The 16,164-nt window shown below is 40.1% G+C and carries 15 protein-coding genes and 1 pseudogene; 2 read left to right on the top strand and 14 right to left on the bottom strand.

Features of this window, described 5'->3' with window-relative positions; genetic code table 11:
• Positions 1-214 precede the first annotated feature (214 nt).
• The 12 genes and pseudogenes from melA to OIT90_RS10325 form a co-directional block, all read right to left on the bottom strand.
• Positions 215-1,546, bottom strand: coding sequence for an alpha-glucosidase/alpha-galactosidase (melA, locus tag OIT90_RS10380; protein WP_041085189.1), 1,332 nt, complete (start codon positions 1,544-1,546; stop codon positions 215-217).
• Positions 1,547-1,577: 31 nt separating this feature from the next.
• The gene (locus tag OIT90_RS10375; protein WP_144491271.1) at positions 1,578-2,408 is read right to left on the bottom strand and encodes a carbohydrate ABC transporter permease; all 831 of its coding nucleotides are present in this window, start codon (positions 2,406-2,408) and stop codon (positions 1,578-1,580) included.
• Positions 2,408-3,340, bottom strand: a complete 933-nt coding sequence (locus OIT90_RS10370; RefSeq protein ID WP_474892522.1) for a carbohydrate ABC transporter permease — start codon at positions 3,338-3,340, stop codon at positions 2,408-2,410. Before OIT90_RS10370 ends, OIT90_RS10375 begins: the two co-directional genes overlap by 1 nt.
• A 30-nt stretch (positions 3,341-3,370) precedes the next feature.
• Positions 3,371-4,627, bottom strand: a complete 1,257-nt coding sequence (locus tag OIT90_RS10365; RefSeq protein WP_144491273.1) for an ABC transporter substrate-binding protein — start codon at positions 4,625-4,627, stop codon at positions 3,371-3,373.
• A 218-nt stretch (positions 4,628-4,845) separates the two neighbouring features.
• Positions 4,846-5,886, bottom strand: coding sequence for a LacI family DNA-binding transcriptional regulator (locus tag OIT90_RS10360; protein ID WP_041085192.1), 1,041 nt, complete (start codon positions 5,884-5,886; stop codon positions 4,846-4,848).
• A 184-nt stretch (positions 5,887-6,070) separates the two neighbouring features.
• Positions 6,071-6,763, bottom strand: coding sequence for a D-allulose 6-phosphate 3-epimerase (gene alsE / locus OIT90_RS10355; protein WP_474892521.1), 693 nt, complete (start codon positions 6,761-6,763; stop codon positions 6,071-6,073).
• A gap of 17 nt (positions 6,764-6,780) precedes the next feature.
• Entirely contained in the window at positions 6,781-8,043 is a 1,263-nt protein-coding gene (locus OIT90_RS10350) for a PTS ascorbate transporter subunit IIC (protein ID WP_039179039.1), read from the bottom strand.
• Positions 8,044-8,068: 25 nt separating this feature from the next.
• A complete protein-coding gene (locus OIT90_RS10345; RefSeq protein WP_099663319.1) occupies positions 8,069-8,335 on the bottom strand; it encodes a PTS sugar transporter subunit IIB in 267 nt (88 codons plus the stop codon).
• A 15-nt stretch (positions 8,336-8,350) separates the two neighbouring features.
• The gene (locus tag OIT90_RS10340; RefSeq protein ID WP_474892617.1) at positions 8,351-10,423 is read right to left on the bottom strand and encodes a BglG family transcription antiterminator; all 2,073 of its coding nucleotides are present in this window, start codon (positions 10,421-10,423) and stop codon (positions 8,351-8,353) included.
• Positions 10,424-10,697: 274 nt separating this feature from the next.
• On the bottom strand, positions 10,698-11,138 hold the full coding sequence (locus OIT90_RS10335; RefSeq protein ID WP_059375275.1) for a hypothetical protein: 441 nt from the start codon (positions 11,136-11,138) through the stop codon (positions 10,698-10,700).
• Between the two features lie 34 nt (positions 11,139-11,172).
• A pseudogene (locus OIT90_RS10330) lies at positions 11,173-11,334 on the bottom strand (T7SS effector LXG polymorphic toxin); the annotation flags it as partial.
• Positions 11,335-11,439: 105 nt separating this feature from the next.
• Positions 11,440-12,402: a helix-turn-helix transcriptional regulator gene (locus OIT90_RS10325; protein WP_268464485.1), complete on the bottom strand. Its 963-nt coding sequence runs from the start codon at positions 12,400-12,402 to the stop codon at positions 11,440-11,442.
• 110 nt (positions 12,403-12,512) lie between these two features.
• On the opposite strand from OIT90_RS10325, the gene OIT90_RS10320 reads away from it, so the two are divergent.
• Together OIT90_RS10320 and OIT90_RS10315 are read left to right on the top strand one after the other, a co-directional pair.
• Positions 12,513-12,992 carry a GyrI-like domain-containing protein gene (locus tag OIT90_RS10320; RefSeq protein WP_228279903.1) on the top strand — a complete coding sequence of 160 codons (480 nt, stop codon included), beginning with the start codon at positions 12,513-12,515 and terminating at the stop codon, positions 12,990-12,992.
• Positions 12,993-13,013: 21 nt separating this feature from the next.
• Complete coding sequence (locus OIT90_RS10315; RefSeq protein ID WP_064498541.1) at positions 13,014-13,478, top strand: hypothetical protein; 465 nt, start codon at positions 13,014-13,016, stop codon at positions 13,476-13,478.
• Between the two features lie 504 nt (positions 13,479-13,982).
• On the opposite strand, the gene OIT90_RS10310 is transcribed toward OIT90_RS10315, so the two are convergent.
• Both OIT90_RS10310 and OIT90_RS10305 read right to left on the bottom strand, forming a co-directional pair.
• The gene (locus OIT90_RS10310) at positions 13,983-14,300 is read right to left on the bottom strand and encodes a hypothetical protein (RefSeq protein WP_039179063.1); all 318 of its coding nucleotides are present in this window, start codon (positions 14,298-14,300) and stop codon (positions 13,983-13,985) included.
• Positions 14,301-14,321: 21 nt separating this feature from the next.
• A complete protein-coding gene (locus tag OIT90_RS10305) occupies positions 14,322-15,875 on the bottom strand; it encodes a ribonuclease YeeF family protein (protein WP_474892520.1) in 1,554 nt (517 codons plus the stop codon).
• Between the last annotated feature and the right edge of the window lie 289 nt (positions 15,876-16,164).

Raw genomic sequence — 16,164 nt, 5'->3', positions numbered from 1 at the left:
CAAATCAAACGGCAGTTTTGGTTTACGTTGTGATCATCTGGTTTGTTTGTGACATATGACACGAGAATGCCAAAAATTCATGATGTTTTTTTGATTAACTGTTGGTTAACTTCAGGAAAATCATAATATGAAAATGGCCCTCAGTCAATCTTCTTTTTGCTTCATAAGAAAAACCTGATGCGCTGTGCATCAGGTAGAGGCTGGTTCATTGATATTATTTGGTTGATGCGGCATATTGATTTGGTTCTATATAATTTGGCAGCATCTCTCCATGTGCTTCAATGAGTTCATCACATAATTTAATGGTGTCATCAATTGATAATTCAGCGCTTGTGTGTGGATCCAGAAGAGCCGCTTGATAAATGTGTTCTTTTTTACCGCTGATTGCTGCTTCAATGGTCATCAGCTGTGAGCTGATATTCGTTCGATTGAGTCCAGCCAATTGTTCAGGTATTTCTCCGACATAGCATGGCATGATGCCGCTTCGATCTGCGACACATGGTACTTCTACACAGGCTTTTTCAGGCAGGTTGTCAATGAGCCCGCCAGTGTTTAGAACATTTCCGCCAAATTTAAAGGGAACGTTCGTTTCGATCGCTTCAATGATACGTGAACCATATTCTTTAGAGCGGGTATGTGTGATCTGTGTGTTTCCTACAAGGTCATGCTTCATTGTATTCCAATTGTTGATTTGTTCCTCGCAGCGTCTCGGGTATTCATCAAGCGGAATGTTAAACTGACCGATTAGTTCAGGGTAGCGTGATTTGATGAAATATGGATGGTATTCGGCATTGTGTTCTGAGGATTCTGTGACATAGTAGCCGAATTTATCCATTAGTTCAAAACGAACCATATCATGATGCCGCAATTGCTGCTTTTCTTTTGCTCGTCTTTTGATTTCTGGATACAAATCTTTACCATCCCGTTTTACCTCTAATAACCATGCCATATGGTTAATGCCGGCGATTTTTTCTTCAATGCCTTCATGTTTCATTTCAAGAGATTCAAATAGGTCCTTTGTACACACTTGCACACTATGACAGAGACCAACTGTTTGAACCTGAGTATAGCGCAGCATTGCACCTGTCAATGTGGCCATAGGGTTTGTGTAATTTAACAATAAAGCACTTGGGCAAACCTCTTCCATATCCTTTGCAAAGTCAAGCATGACAGGAATGGTTCGAAGGGAACGGAAGATGCCACCGATCCCTACCGTATCTGCAATCGTTTGTCTTAATCCATATTTTTTAGGTATTTCAAAATCAATGATTGTACTTGGCCTATAGCCTCCAACTTGGATGGCATTGATGACATATTTCGCATCCTTTAAGGCTTCTTTCCGGTTTTGATAGGACTGGATGGTCACATTTGCACCGTAATTTGCTTTTAAATGCCGTAGCATCGTTTCTGATTCTTTCAGCCGGTTGTGGTCGATATCATATAATGCGAATTCAAAGCCTGCAAGGGCGGGAACAAACAGACAATCTCCTAATATATTTTTAGCAAACACGGTACTCCCTGCACCGATAAATGTAATTTTAGACATAGACGACTCTCCTTTTTACATCCATATTGGGCTAGCCTTTGATAGACCCTTGTGAAAGCCCTGCGATAAAATATTTTTGTAAAAGTAAAAACATCGTAACCATTGGCAGCATCGCAATGAGGGCAGCTGCACCAACGAGCTGAAGCTGATGCTGATTTTGACCAAAAAAATGGGATAAGGCGACCGTGAGTGTATGCATCTCTTTATCTTGCAAAAAGAAGATAGCAAATTGATAGTCGTTCCAAATATACACGCAGGCAATGATTAATACAGAAGCGGTAATGGGCTTTAGAAGCGGAAAAACGACAGTGAAAAAAACTCTGAGTGTCCCTGCTCCATCAATACGGGCAGCTTCTTCAAGCTCCTTTGGAATGGTCGACCGGATAAAGCCCGCGTATAAGAAAATCGTCAGCGGCAAAAAAGCAGCCACATTATTTAAAATAGCAATTTGATAGGTGTTCATCATCCCGATTTGAACGACCATTTTATAGAGCGGGACAAGGGCTGTGAGCGGCGGAATGACCATAATGGCAATAAATAAAACATAGACTGCTTTATTCAGCTTGGTGTTCCTTCTTGCGAGCGGATAGGCTGCAAGAGATCCCAATATAATGAGCAATACAGCGGAGCTGAACGTAATGATCACTGTATTCAAAAAGGACTGGCCAAGCTGAGCCTCTGTCCATGCTGTGCGGAAGTTTTCAAGGTGCAGCGCTTTCGGAAACAGCCATTTTGAACTAAAATCTCCTATCCCCTTTAATGAAGTCGTCACCAAAATATAAAATGGAATGAGGTGTAGCAATGTAATCAATAGTGCGAGGAAGGAGTACCATCTTTTCTTGCGTTTATAGGCGTTATCCATCACACCTCGGTCTCCTTTCGTTTGAAATAAGTCAGCGCTGCGACACTAATGATAAGGATGATGACCGCCATGAACACCCCTTGCGTCGCTGCATAGCCCGCATCCTGACGTTTGAAATACAGATCATACATAAAGGTCGACATGGATTGCGAGGAATCTCCAGGTCCGCCGCCCGTGAGTGCCACAATGACATCAAAGAGCTTGAGCCCGCCAATGACATTCAGCACAACATTAATGGTGATCGACGGCATAAGCAGCGGCAATGTAATCCGCCTGAATTGTTGAAAGCTCGATGCGCCGTCTAATTGTGCCGCTTCGTAATAATCCTTAGGGATACTTTGAAGTCCTGCTAAATAAATGATCATCGCAATCCCGACGAATTGATATGTGTTGACAAGCACAATGATCCATGTGTTGAATTGCGGGTTGCCGAGCGCATTTATTTGATCAAATCCAAAAAGCATCGCCACATCATTTAAGGCACCGCCTTGGTAAGCAAACACAAAATACCAAATATAGCCCATCGCAATCGGGCTGATCATGACAGGTAAATAGATGACCGTTCTTGTGATGGCTTTCATCTTTAAGCTTTGATTTAATAAGAGCGCATATCCAAGTCCGATGATATTTTGTAAGATGGTGCTCCCAATTCCGTAGAGAAGCGTGTTTTTGACAACAAGCCATGTCGCTTGATCCTGAAGCAGCCGCTCATATTGCTCAAGACCAATCCATTGATAAGTTTGTGAGAAACCGTTCCAATTCGTAAAAGAAAGCTGAATGCCGTTCAAAAAAGGATAAATGATAAAGGTACTGACGACGAGAACAGCTGGCATGTACATCCACCAAAGTGATGAATTGTGGCGTTTTTGTATCTTTTGTTTTGGTAAAGAGGTGAATGCGGCTGGCTGGTTTGCTTTTGTGATGTCATTCATTGGCTTCACTCCTGTTTCAGCATCCATCGGCTATTGTTTTTTCAGACGCTTATACTCCTCTTCCATTTTCTTTGACAACTGTTCTGGTGTGATCGAGCCTGCTAATAATTCTTGACCCGTTGTTGCCATGACCGCCCACATTCCGCTTGGTAAGTATTTTCGATCGAAATACGGTTCAATCTTCACCTGTTCGTATTGATCGTAAAATGTAGAGTAATAGTTTTTCGCTTTCACTTGTTTTAGAGCTGTTTCAGAGGATGTGCCCTCTGCGATTTTTTTGGCGTTTTCAGGCTTTGCTAAAAAATCGATGAATTGCTTTGCTTCTTTTAAATGCTTAGAATCCTTCCAAGCAGCGACAGTAAACCGTTCTCCGCCAATCCAGCTTTGTTTATCTCCTTCATGAATGGCAGGAACAGGCATCGTGCCTACTTTGATCGATGGATTCAGCTCTGTTGCTTCAGGTCCTAATGATCCTCCGACAAAGGTGAAGGCGATTTTGTTTTGAGCCATGAGTTCCGGTGCTTGAGAGAGTTTCGCTGTCAGGACATCTTTGTTTAAAAGGTCTTGATCTTTCAGATCTTTCATGAATTGTGCAAGCGGTGTATAGAGAGACCAATCAAATGATCCGTTTTCAAGTTCCTTTCCGTATTGATGTTTTTGATCGGTGATTAATAAAGGCGTCGCCAGCTCATCAAAGACTTGGGCAATATTTGAGTTATCTCCTCCTGGTATCCAGAGCGGCACAACATCTCCTTTGCTTTTTTCTTTCACTGTCAGCAAAGCCGATTTTAATTCATCAAGTGTTTTAGGGGCTTCGATGCCATATTCATTTAATAGATTGGCATTAAAGCTAAGCCCGTCTTTTGCTTGATTCAGCGGATAGGCGTACACTTTGCCATCTTGGTCCTTTAAAATCTGGTCGAGTGAAGGATCAAGCTGTTTGACCCAATCCATCTCTTTTAAATCTGCCACATACTCGCTATAGCGCAGTTTGGCCCAGCCATGTGTATCAAAAAGGTCTGGCATATCGTTTGCCCCCATTTTGACACGGATCATATCTTCATAGCTGTTGCCTGGGAAATTGGCATCGATTCGAATGTGTTGATGCTCCTTTTCAAACTCACGAATCACTTCTTCAAACGCTTTTCTTTCCCCGCTGTTGCTCATCGTTGAAAATAGCGTCAAGGTGACCTTTCCATTTGCTTCAGAAGAACCGTTATTACCGCAAGCAGACAAAATCATGGTCAAGAATATGGCTGCAGTCAGCAGCATGATTTTTTTATTCATGGTTTCCTCCTTTTGATCACTGAAAATTCAGACGATAATCGGTAGAATTCATGCAGTTGCGGAAACAAAAGAAGTCCATTATACTGGAATTCTATTCTTTTCAAAGAGATAAGAGAGCATACCGGCAGGCTGCCTTGTTCTTAGCATGATCTGGCCATCATGCTAAGCAGCTTGCTTTCTGCTTTTTTGTCTCTTTTTTGTTTGCTGAAATCGATGGTTCACCCCCTTTCATGGATGAGACATGTACTGCCTCGCTCGATGAGTGTTGTTGGCACGACGACTTTTAGAGGAAGTTTTCTTCCGTTTATTCTCTCAAGCAAAAGCTTCAGACCGACTTCCCCCATTTCTTCTGTATATACTTTGACAGTCGTAAGCGGCGGGCTTGAAAATGATGCGGCTTCAATGTCATTAAACCCAACAATGGATACATCTGAAGGAACGTGTAGACCGGCTTCATGGAGAGCGCGCATTGCCCCGATTGCCATAGAGTCACTTCCAATGAAAAAGGCCTGCGGCAGTTTTCCTTTTTTGATAGCTTGCTGCATAAGCGTATAGCCTTCATGCATGGAGTATTCACCAATGTGGATGTCTTCCATATGAAGAGCGCCCGCTTCCTGCATTCTTTTCATAAACGTCGTTTGTCTTTCGTCCTCAATCACAGCGTTGCCTTCGAAATAATGCTCCCGCTCTTTCCCGCCAATATAGCCTAGATGTGAATAGCCGAGTGATTGCAGATGACGAATGGCGCGATCTGCCGCTCTGACAAAATCCACATGTACACAATCATACAAATCTTCATCTGCATAATGATTGATAAAAACAATGTGTTCCATTCGATTTGTCATTTTTTCAACCGTATCGGGGCTGATTCGTCCAATGACGATCAAGCCGTCAATATCCTTTAGCATCGCCCCTTTATCCATGCTTCTTAGACGAAAGGTATGGAGAGTGGATAGGCCTTGTTTGGCATATTCTTTTTCAATTCCTTTTCGAATCGATGAAAAAAAGGGATCATTTAATTCTTCGTCAATGGATTGAGCGACAACGATACCGATGACTGGGGATTCAGATGGGCTTTTTTCTTCTGCTTGATCGGCTTTTCTTGCTCTCACTGGGGTATAGTTTAACTTCTTAGCAATGTCGAGGATGTTTTGTCTTGTTGCGTGTGAAACGGCAAGCGTTTGATCGCCATTTAACACACGGGATACAGTGGAAACGGACACTTTTGCATCATGAGCAATATCTTTGAGTGTGGTCATAGGCAAACTCCTCATCGTTATTTGACTAAATATTTACTAAAGATATTTGAAGGATAACATATTAATAAAGCGCTTTCAATTGTGGATTTGCGATTTTTATTTTGTTTTTGGGTAAGTTTTGGTGAGTAAATGTTGTTTTAGTAAAATTGCGTAAAAAAGAGGATGGGTTTCATCCTCTCTTTTACTAACGTGATTCGATTGAAGCTGTTTCTTTTGAAAATATTTGCTTCATTGTTTCCCAAGCAGTGTCGAGTTGTTTATGAAGTCCAAATAAACCTGAGGTGCCGATGATGTAGATCTCATTTCCAGCCTCAGCAAGCAGCCGGAACGTGCTCTCATTACAAGAGCCGTCTACTTCAATTGAAAACGAGTATCCTCCGTGTTTTTTGATATCTTTCACCTGTTTAATTTTCTGAAGCATTTCTTTAATAAATGGCTGTCCGGCAAAGCCTGGATCGATCGTCATGATCGTCACTCGGTCTATTAAATGAATAAAGGACTCTAATGCTGCAACTGGTGTGGTGGGATTTAGAACAAAGCCAACCTCACAGTTTCTTTGGTGAATATGCCGGATGATTCGAAAGGTATCTTTTTGCACGACTTCTGGATGTAAACAAATCATCGTTGCGCCAGCATCAATACATGCATCGATTAAAAATTCCTGGGGGTGTTCAGCCATTAGATGAACATCAATCGGTAAATTTGTCAGTTTCCGAAGCTGTTCAATGAAAAAGGGTGATAACGTCATATTCTTCACATAATGCCCATCCATCACATCGACATGGTACCGGTCTGCTCTCGTGTTGAGAAGATGAATTTGTTCACGGAAATGCGTGAGATCCATGCACATCAGTGAAGGTGAAAAAGTGGCTGTCAATCTCAGTCTCCTCCTTTTTACAGCTGAAATAAAAACTTGATCAATCCAATTAAGATTCCGATGATACCAAAGTCTGTATCTCCAAACGTTGTCCCTTCAAAGCCGAGGGTTCCGAGCACAGGTAATAAACAAGCAGGTAAAAAGGAAAGAAGCAACCCATTTACAAAGGACCCAGCGACAGCACCTCTTACCCCTCCTGTTGCATTGCCATACACTCCTGCTGTAGCACCGCAAAAAAAGTGCGGGACAAGACCAGGGACAATGACAGTTAAACCAAACAAAGGTAAAAGAAAAATGGATACGATGCCTCCTGCAAAGCTGCATAAAAAACCAATAATGACCGCATTTGGCGCAAATGGAAAAACGGTTGGCGCATCAAGTGCCGGCTTTGCTCCCTTCACGAATCGATCGGCAATCCCCTTGAAAGCAGGCACGATCTCGCCAATGGCCATCCGTACCCCTGCTAAAATAATGTACACACCAGCAGCAAACGTAATCGCCTGAATGAGAATGAAGACAGCGAAGTTCGTGCCCCCGCTAATTTGTTCTATAAAAGGAATTCCTGCAAACGGTGCAATCGCAAAGAACAGCAAAGCCATCGTAATCGAAATGGCAACAGATGTATCTCTTAGAAAACCGAGTGATTTAGGCACTTGAATGGTTTCCGTTGATTTTTCTGGAGAACCAACCCATTTGCCGATCATTCCCGCAGTAAAATAACCGAAAGTACTGAAGTGTCCGAGCGCGAGATCATTGCTTCCGGTGACTTTCCTCGTAAACGGCTGAAGGATTGCGGGTGCAATGACCATAGCTGCCCCTAATATCATTGAACCAGTTGAGATGAGCAGCCACCCGTGCATGCCGGCTGTTGAGAGAACGACGGCGAGCATAGCCGCCATATACAACGTATGATGCCCAGTCAAAAAGACGTATTTAAAGGGTGTGAATCTTGCAAGTAACAAATTGACCAGCATGCCAAAAATCATAATGAGTGCTGTCTGTGTACCGAATTCTTTTTGAGCAATGGCGGCCATAGCATCTGTATTTGGCACAACCCCTTGAATGTGAAAGGCTGCTTCAAACATCTTTCGAAAAACCCCGAGTGAATCCGAAACCACTGTAGCGCCCGCCCCTAATATTAAAAAGCCCATGGTTGTTTTCAAGGTGCCTGACACAGTATCTGCGGCTGATTTTTTCTGCAAAAGTAAACCGGCTAGAGCAAATAAACCGATAAGAATGGCAGGTGTGCCCAATATATCGTTCATGATCAGTTCTATCATGATGTGAATCCCCCTTTTTCATGACTTAAATGTGTTGACGAAGGACGTCCTTAATGGCTTTCTGGTCTAACAAATTATTTAAGCCAGCCACATTTCTTGTGCCGTCATTCAGTTGGTCAATAATATCAGCTGCCCCGATATAAAGGTCTGCTTGTTCATTTTTACTTGTACTGAGATCGGTATGATCCACCTCAGCTTCAAGACCTAATTCTTCTAATGCTTTTTTGACATTCATTTCTACAATAAAGCTGCTCCCTAACCCGTTTCCACATACAACTAGAATTTTTTTCATTCTCTTTTTCCCCCTTTATACTTGTGAAAATTGATCAATTAATTCTTGAACCGATGCTAAATCTTCTGCTTCAATCAATTGTTTCGTCCGTTTCTCTTCACTTAACAGCATGGTCAGCTGTTTGAGTGCTTTCAAGTGGCTCATGCTGTCAATAGCGGCTAACACAATGACGAGCCGCACCTGCTTTTTGCCATCCTTTGAAAACGAAATGGGCTGTTTGAATGACATGAGTGTCATGCTCAATTTGTTCACGCCATCCTCGGGCCTTGCATGTGGAATGGCCACTTGTGGTGCAATCACAATATAAGGACCATTTTGATGAACAGACTGAATCATGGCTTCTACATAACTTGTTTCAATGGCATTTTGGTCAAGTAAAGGCTGCGCCGCTTTAGTAATCGCCTCTTGCCATGTGTCTGCTGTTTGGTGGAGCTTAATGGTTTGTTCTGTTAATAAATCGTTTAACACTGGGTTCCACCCTTTCTGATAGGATACATATGTGGGATGAAGCAGCTCCTGAATGTCATGAAGCAGTGCTTGTTTGTTTTGTACGATGGTATGCTGCTGAATGATGTTGAATAAAGCGTTTACATACTGCTCGTCAACCATCGTTTCTAAGCCTTTCCCGTATTGAAGTAATGTTTTTTTCTCATAGGCAGTTAAAATAGGATGAACGAGATGAACTGGTTTTCCTTTAAACGAAATAGGTGTTGTGGACACAACGAAATCTGCATCAACGGCTGCTAATTCTTCATATGCACGCTTTGATAACAGCCCGCGTACTTCGATGTAGCCGATTAATTCGAGGAGCTGAGTTTTCAGCATGTTACTTGTGCCGATTCCTTCTCCGCAGACAATGTATACAGAACGCTTAACAATGGATGAAATTCCTTCCCTTCTCATCCAGCTGCCAAAATGCATGGTGAGATATGCAACTTCATGGTCACTCAACTTGGAACAGGCCGCCTTTTCTAAATGGCAGGCAACTTTTTGAGTGATTTCAAATACTTCTGGCTGTGCTTTTTTTATAGAATCCGTCAGTTCGTTGATTATACCAATGTGATAGATGAGCCTGTAATAGGCTGGAATTAAATGCATGGTTAAGTTTTGCTCCAATGCTTTTGGTTCTTGAAAGGAAATACAAGCATATCGCTGAAAGTCAAATATCATTTGTCTAGCGATGGTGCGAATGAGATGTTCTTCTGGTTTTTTAATTGATGGAAGTTTTTGTTTTTTGGCACTGAGCCAAAGGGTGCTAAGAAAATAGATCTCATCATCATGAACAAAGAGACTGGCCTCTTTTTGAATCTGCGCCATGAAACGAATAGCCGCCAAGCATTCCTCTGTTTCCTGCAATGTTCGCTTTTCTTCGTTTGAAATGTGTACAGCATACCCTAGCTTCATCCGCTTGAAGTAGAAAAAGAGATCCAAAGAGAGCTGATCCAGCATCTCATCTGCAAATTCAAGCTTAAGTTCTTGTTCTGACTGCTGGAGGAGATGGTGTACCCGTTTGGACGAAATAGGTCCCTTTAACCAAAATGACGGAAACGTTTTTTCGTTTTTTATCATTGTGCGAATGAAATGTATATAAGGTTTGAGTGCCAATCGAATGGCCCTTTCGTCTCCTAAAATCACATAGCCGCTTGCTGCCTGATAGCGGAGTGTGATCTCCTGCTTTAAAAGCGCCTCTTTTAGCTGTTTCATATCCTCGAGCAATGTATTTCGGCTCACCTTTGTCATCTTCATGAAATCATCAATTCTTAGGCAATGCTCGCTGCATGCAATGGATAAAAGCAAGATGGCCCTTCGTTCCTTTTTACATGGTTCATAATCGTGACCAACAAGAATGGTGTCAGCTTTTTGAATAATGATTTCTTTCTCAAGAGGATTTAAATAATAGCCAAGTTGACCTTTTCGCTGCACACCACTAAGCTGATGAGTTTCCAGCCAGCTGTTCATACGTTTGATTTCAGCGTAAACGGTTCGAGTCGAGACTTTCATCCGATTCTGTAAATCTTCTATTGATAGATAAGATGTCGTGTGAAGCAGCATAGATAGTAAAGTCGTGCCCCTTTTGGTTAAGTACAGTTGGAATTCCTCCTTTCTTCTCTTTGCTTATAAGTCTAATCAACTCACATGCATCAAAGAAGCCCAAATGTCTTCAGCACGTGCTGTGCAGCGATTGTGTGCTCTTTTCATAAGAAAAACACACCATTTGAGTGTGCTTTCAGGCAAAGAGTCCTTTGTCTTTTTTTAAGTGTTTGAGGACCAATAAACACAAAAAACCTTGAATGATATAAAGCCAGTCAAGGTTTTTTCACTTCTTATCATCTTTTATTTTTCCTATACGTGACGTTTAAAATTATTTTTTGTTTAAACTAAATCCGAAATCCAAATCGTTTTCAAATGAAATACAAATACACCAATCACCTTTTAATGATATAAAGTAGTGGTGCTGTGGGATATCTAAAAAATAGACTAATAGCTCTTCTAAATGTTTTAATTCAAACTGATACCCAAACTCTGTAAGGTTATCCCCTATGTAAATCACTTGTAAGTGATTAGCTAAATATTTGTCTTTTAATTCGGTTATAAATAGAAGAGCATCAGGAAGTAACGATTCATTATTTGAGCTCTTACTATAATGTTTATTTGTTTGTAACCAATCTATTTTTGAACCAGCAAAATCAAATTTTTGTTCTATTAAATCTAAATAAATTTCGGGATTTTTATGTACTTTGACACTTTTAAGAAGGTCTTTTAATTCCAAATCCTTTATTAGTTCTTCATCATAAGAAATCAATAAAATTAACCCCTTTATCTAAAATGTATTTAACTGCCTTCTTGTCAAAATTCATAGGAATCGCTGTTCCATCATTTGTCGCATTCATCATTTCGGCTTACAATGCCATTGTAGTTTGCTGCTCTGTCTCTAACAAAGAATATTCACCTTTTAAATTTTGATCGAGTTTTATTAAATCTTTAACCGTTTTCTTCCGCAGCTGAGATCTACAGAAGATGGAAGTAAGATTGGTGGTTCATTGAGATTTGTTCGAAATACGACTCAGCTTCATGTATCTAATACGAGGTCTAACCAGCATTGATTATGGACAATATAGTAGTAGTCTTTCTTGTAAACTTTCCAAGATTTCTACAGGCATTTCCCTGACCTTGATATCCTCACCTAGGAAAAATAGCCAATTTGTTATTTCGGTTATTTCTTCTGAATAATTAACATTGATAAAAGTCTTTAAAATGGCTGTAGTTTGGTAAGGATTCGTATAAGAAATTGACATTTTGAAAGGATGGTATTTTTTGAACTGTGCAATTGCCTTTGGACCAAGTTCAAGGACAAGGTTGATTACCTCCTCCTGCTTACTTAGTTTTTCTAATATCTTTTTCCTGCTAAATCTATTTTTTGTAGAGTATGGTTTTACATCTGTGAGATTGTCGACAGGCAAAATCCGTTTCTTCTCTTCCTTTACATCAAAGCCTTCAATCAACCACAGGCTTTTTTCACGATAAAGGTTCAAAAGGTAAATGGGATAGGACTTGATCACTTTCTCCTCTCTAACGGTAATCAGTAAATATCGATCCAAAATAAGCAATTGGATTAATTTTTCTAACATGGGGTGAGGGAGATCGGACAAATCAAGCAAATCAGGATTATTCGGGTTGGTCCCTTCAAATAGCAAGAGGCGATTTAACAGAACGAGGTCATCTTGCTGGGTTTCTGAGATGAGTCCTAGTAATTTTTCAGCTAAAGACTGGCGACTCTTTAAATAAGGGAGTTGTTGGTTTCTCGTGGCCATAAAGGCAATAAAAAGAGCTTTAATCTCATTATCGGTAAAACGGACAGTTGGCAGGACAGAATTGTTCATCACAAAATATCCTCCGTCTCTTCCTACTTCTGCGACAAGCGGCATCCCCATAGCTTCAATTTCTCTGATGTCTCTAATTGCTGTCGAACGAGAGATATGAAATTCTCTCATGATTTCAGAAATTGTAAAGTTGGCGCGGTTGTTAATATACCGCATGATGGTATTAATCCGTTCAACTTTTTTCATCTGGTCCCCCTAAACAGTATCATTTTTTGACATGATTTAAGCCTATTATATACCTATCAAGTGAAAAGACAGAATCACTTGGTTCATTTTTCGAAAAGGAAGTGTTGAATATGGCAGAATATATACTAGAAGAAAAAGACAGCTTTCACGTGTTAGGTATTGGAACTGAACTTAAGAGTCATTACACAGACTATGCGGGCATAACGAAGGAAAAAGCAGACTTTTGGCAAGCAGTCAACCAAGAAGGTAAGCTTGACAGCTTAAAAGCCATTGCCACAAATGACTATATTTTTATCGTAAACGAAGCGGTAAATAATAAGCTGATGCATTATGTCGGGGTCATGACAGAGGAATCGTTACCAGAAGCGGACAGAGTGATTCAATTTCCTAAAGGGGAATATCTAATCGTTAAAGGGGAAGCTAAAACCGCTGATGAATTGCATCAAACGCTTACTGGTATTGCATTTGGTCAAGTCTTGCCTGAAGCAAAGAATTTTGCCTATGTTGGTGGACCAAATGCAGTGGTAGAAATGGGTCAGCGAAACGACTTATTACTTGGTGAGATGTGGATTCCTGTTGTACGGAAATAAGAAGGATTTGGAGGAATAGAAATGGCTTATATCGTTGATTTTAAACATGTGTCTACGATTGGTTTAGAGTCTTCACCTGTAGCAGAAGCACTTGCTGGCTTAAGAGCAAATGAGGCTCGCTACTTTATGAACAAATATAAGCATGAATTTACAGTATTACCCGCCAGCGAAAGTCAGGAGACCCTTGATTATGTGAACCGAGTGTTAAAAGAAGAACGTGAACTAGAGTTTGCAGCCAAACCTTTAGAAACGGCAAGTTTTCAAGTGGAAAATATCAAATGGACCTATGTCTTTTATGAGGATGGTCTTGCAATTAACGTCCTGTATACATTGGATGACCCGAAAAAACGCGCTGTTGGTTTTAAGCTTTCTGAAGGGATGGATGTACCAAAGGAATTAGAAGGAAAATTTAAATTTGCTAGGCAGAAGTCTAAACTAGCTGGAACGATTCGTGGGTCATTTTTTAAAATTAAAGGGGAATATTGAGTTAAGAAACACTTTCTTCACTCGAATTTGTGAATCTGATTGAACAAATAAATTAAAATAATTTCCACCTTCTAAACAGAGCAGCATTCTCTATGCATTATTAGAGGATGTTATTCTGTTTATTGTACCAACCTCATTTTCTTATGAAGAAGTTCGCCGTTAAAGCAATTAGTCTGCTATTTCACTGTTTAACATCTATACTTTTTTCAGATCTATATTCAAAGAAAATGATGTGAAGTATCCCTCATTCAAAAAACAATCACCATAAAAGCTGTGAGTGCCTAGTTTTGCTTGTCTCTATCATACGATGACCCACTCAGGAAAAAAGATCCCCATTTTATCGGTATGAAGGCCAATAAACACAAAAACCTTGAAAGGCATATAGCCAGTCAAGGTATGATAACAATAACATTATATTTAGAAGTATCAACTACTTCACCTACTGATTTATCTGAGAGAATATCATATTTGTTTTATATTTCTTTCTAATACAATAAGGCTATTTTAAAGTAACTCCACTCCAACTTGTTTATAAAATTTAACTTTTAGCCTCTCTTCTTCGCCCACGTTCATTACCATAGCTTTGTCATCTTTTTTTATACTTGTTACATTATTAAAATCACCTGTAAATACTATAGAATCATTAAATGTAATACTTAGACTACTCGTTTGCTTATATACATCTAAAGTTAAAATCACCTTGAAATTTTGGTCATCTTTGTAAGTATAAATTAATTCTCCATCATCTATATTGCCTGTTATACTCACCGGCTCACTTTGAAAAAGTTCTAATAGATCATATTCATCATACTTGATAAACATTCGTATTCATCCTTTTATTAATTATTTTGGTATAACTGTGATAACATCGCCTGCTTCATTTATAATTACTTTGACATCCCGAGTTTCATGAACAAACGTTCCACTTCTATTACCAGGTATCTTTTTCGTATTCATTATAGCGTCTTCAATAACTGAAGGTGGAATATTTCTTGGATCAACATATTTTTTGATAAAATCACTAAATTCTTTTGTTTGTGGTTTAAATCCTAATTCTTCAGCTTTTTTAATTGCTCTACTTGTTAAAGTAGCTTTTACTTCAGGAGTATCAGGTGCCATTCTTTCCAAAGCATGGTGAGAATACATTCTTCCATTTATTTTCCCTCCGCCTTTTGACATATTCCAACCAATTTCACCCGTACCCTTAACCCCCATTTTACCATGAAACCCTTTCGCTCCAAACGGCAAAAGCATTCCAAGCGCCGCATTCATACTCGCTTCCTGCTGTTCTTTCGAGACCTTATTTCCAAACATATCGCGGCCTGTGATTGCTTCGCTGAAACCGTTGGTGACGGTGAGGCCATATAATCCTTTTTGTGACGTTTTCAGGGCGTCAAAGGATTTTTGTGATGTCTTGTAGATGTCGACTGCTCTGACTGCAGCTGTTGTGGCTTGAGTCGTTTTATAGACCGCCTTTCCGCCTTTAAAAATGCGGCCTGCCCAGCCTACGATTGGGATATAGCCGGCTGCTGCCATGCCGCCTGCCGCGACTCGCTGGCCTGCGGTGAGTTCCTCGCCCGTGATTGGATCAACGCCTGTTGCGGCACGTTTTGCATCGTTCACACCTGTCAGTTCATTGACGATATTTCCACCGTAATCGAGCGCTTTTTCATACCAAGGACGGTTGGCGAGGGCTTCTTGTTCTTTTGCGATCTCGCGGGCTTCTTCTTGTTCTTTTTTGATTTTCAGATATTCAGAAGTTTGCTTTTCAATATCGCTTTTTGCCTTGTAGATGTCGCTATTTTGATACGCTTTCTTGTCAAAATTCATAGGCGAAATCGCTTTTCCGTCATTTGTCGCATTCATCATTTCAGCGTACAATGCCATTGTAGCTTGCTGCTCCGTTTCTGACAAAGCATATTCATCTTTTAAATTTTGATCAAGCTCTCTCAGATCTTTGACCGTCTTTTTTCGTTCATCTTCCGCATCTTCTATTTTTTCATCAAAGGTTTGGCTATCAAATACCTCTAGGGAAATGAGGTCATCAATGTCTTGAAAAATGGTTTTGAGTGCCTTTTTTTGATCCTTCACAATGCTTTTGGCATTTTTGATGCCCATATGTACTGCGTTGTCTAAAAAGTGTTCTTCTACAAAGGTGTCGCCGCCAAAGTTTGTATCATCAAGTGTCCCAGAAACACCTTCATGAAAGGCTTTTTGCTTATCAATGAAATTGATAAACATATCAACATTACCCGCTAGTTCTTTATAAAAGCTTTTAATGTTATCGGCACCTTTCCCAGTAAAATCATCACCAAGATTGGCAACACTTTGTAATGCCTGTTTTAAATCTACTATTTGTTCGCGGAGTTCCTGATAGTGTTTTGCCCTTGTGTCCATGGCACTTGTTAGTGCTTTTGCATCAAGTATCTTCCCCAGCAGAATTCACTCCTTCCTATTCATTGACAAGGTCAATTTTCCCAATACAAAGTTTGTCATTAAATAGGCATTAAGATACAAAAACAATACTGATTATGTAAATGAACATTGTTTCAATTGAAAAGCAAACTATAGAATGCATTAGTTCCACTTTTGTCATAACAATTATAATGTAGTTTTTAGAACAATCTTTTAAATAGATTTGAGCTACTCCATTATAAAAAAGTGTTATAGAGCACTTTTATGGTAA

The organism is Bacillus sp. ABR (assembly GCF_056172715.1).
The sequence above is the reverse complement of the archived record's forward strand: the minus strand, read 5'-3'. Positions and strand labels throughout refer to the sequence as shown.

Coding starts and splice junctions, on each gene's coding strand:
- melA (WP_041085189.1), bottom strand. CDS start 1,546: ATGTCTAAAATTACATTTATCGGTGCAGGGAGTACCGTGTTTGCTAAA.
- OIT90_RS10375 (WP_144491271.1), bottom strand. CDS start 2,408: ATGGATAACGCCTATAAACGCAAGAAAAGATGGTACTCCTTCCTCGCA.
- OIT90_RS10370 (WP_474892522.1), bottom strand. CDS start 3,340: ATGAATGACATCACAAAAGCAAACCAGCCAGCCGCATTCACCTCTTTA.
- OIT90_RS10365 (WP_144491273.1), bottom strand. CDS start 4,627: ATGAATAAAAAAATCATGCTGCTGACTGCAGCCATATTCTTGACCATG.
- OIT90_RS10360 (WP_041085192.1), bottom strand. CDS start 5,886: ATGACCACACTCAAAGATATTGCTCATGATGCAAAAGTGTCCGTTTCC.
- OIT90_RS10350 (WP_039179039.1), bottom strand. CDS start 8,043: ATGATAGAACTGATCATGAACGATATATTGGGCACACCTGCCATTCTT.
- OIT90_RS10345 (WP_099663319.1), bottom strand. CDS start 8,335: ATGAAAAAAATTCTAGTTGTATGTGGAAACGGGTTAGGGAGCAGCTTT.
- OIT90_RS10325 (WP_268464485.1), bottom strand. CDS start 12,402: ATGAAAAAAGTTGAACGGATTAATACCATCATGCGGTATATTAACAAC.
- OIT90_RS10320 (WP_228279903.1), top strand. CDS start 12,513: ATGGCAGAATATATACTAGAAGAAAAAGACAGCTTTCACGTGTTAGGT.
- OIT90_RS10315 (WP_064498541.1), top strand. CDS start 13,014: ATGGCTTATATCGTTGATTTTAAACATGTGTCTACGATTGGTTTAGAG.
- OIT90_RS10310 (WP_039179063.1), bottom strand. CDS start 14,300: ATGTTTATCAAGTATGATGAATATGATCTATTAGAACTTTTTCAAAGT.
- OIT90_RS10305 (WP_474892520.1), bottom strand. CDS start 15,875: ATGGACACAAGGGCAAAACACTATCAGGAACTCCGCGAACAAATAGTA.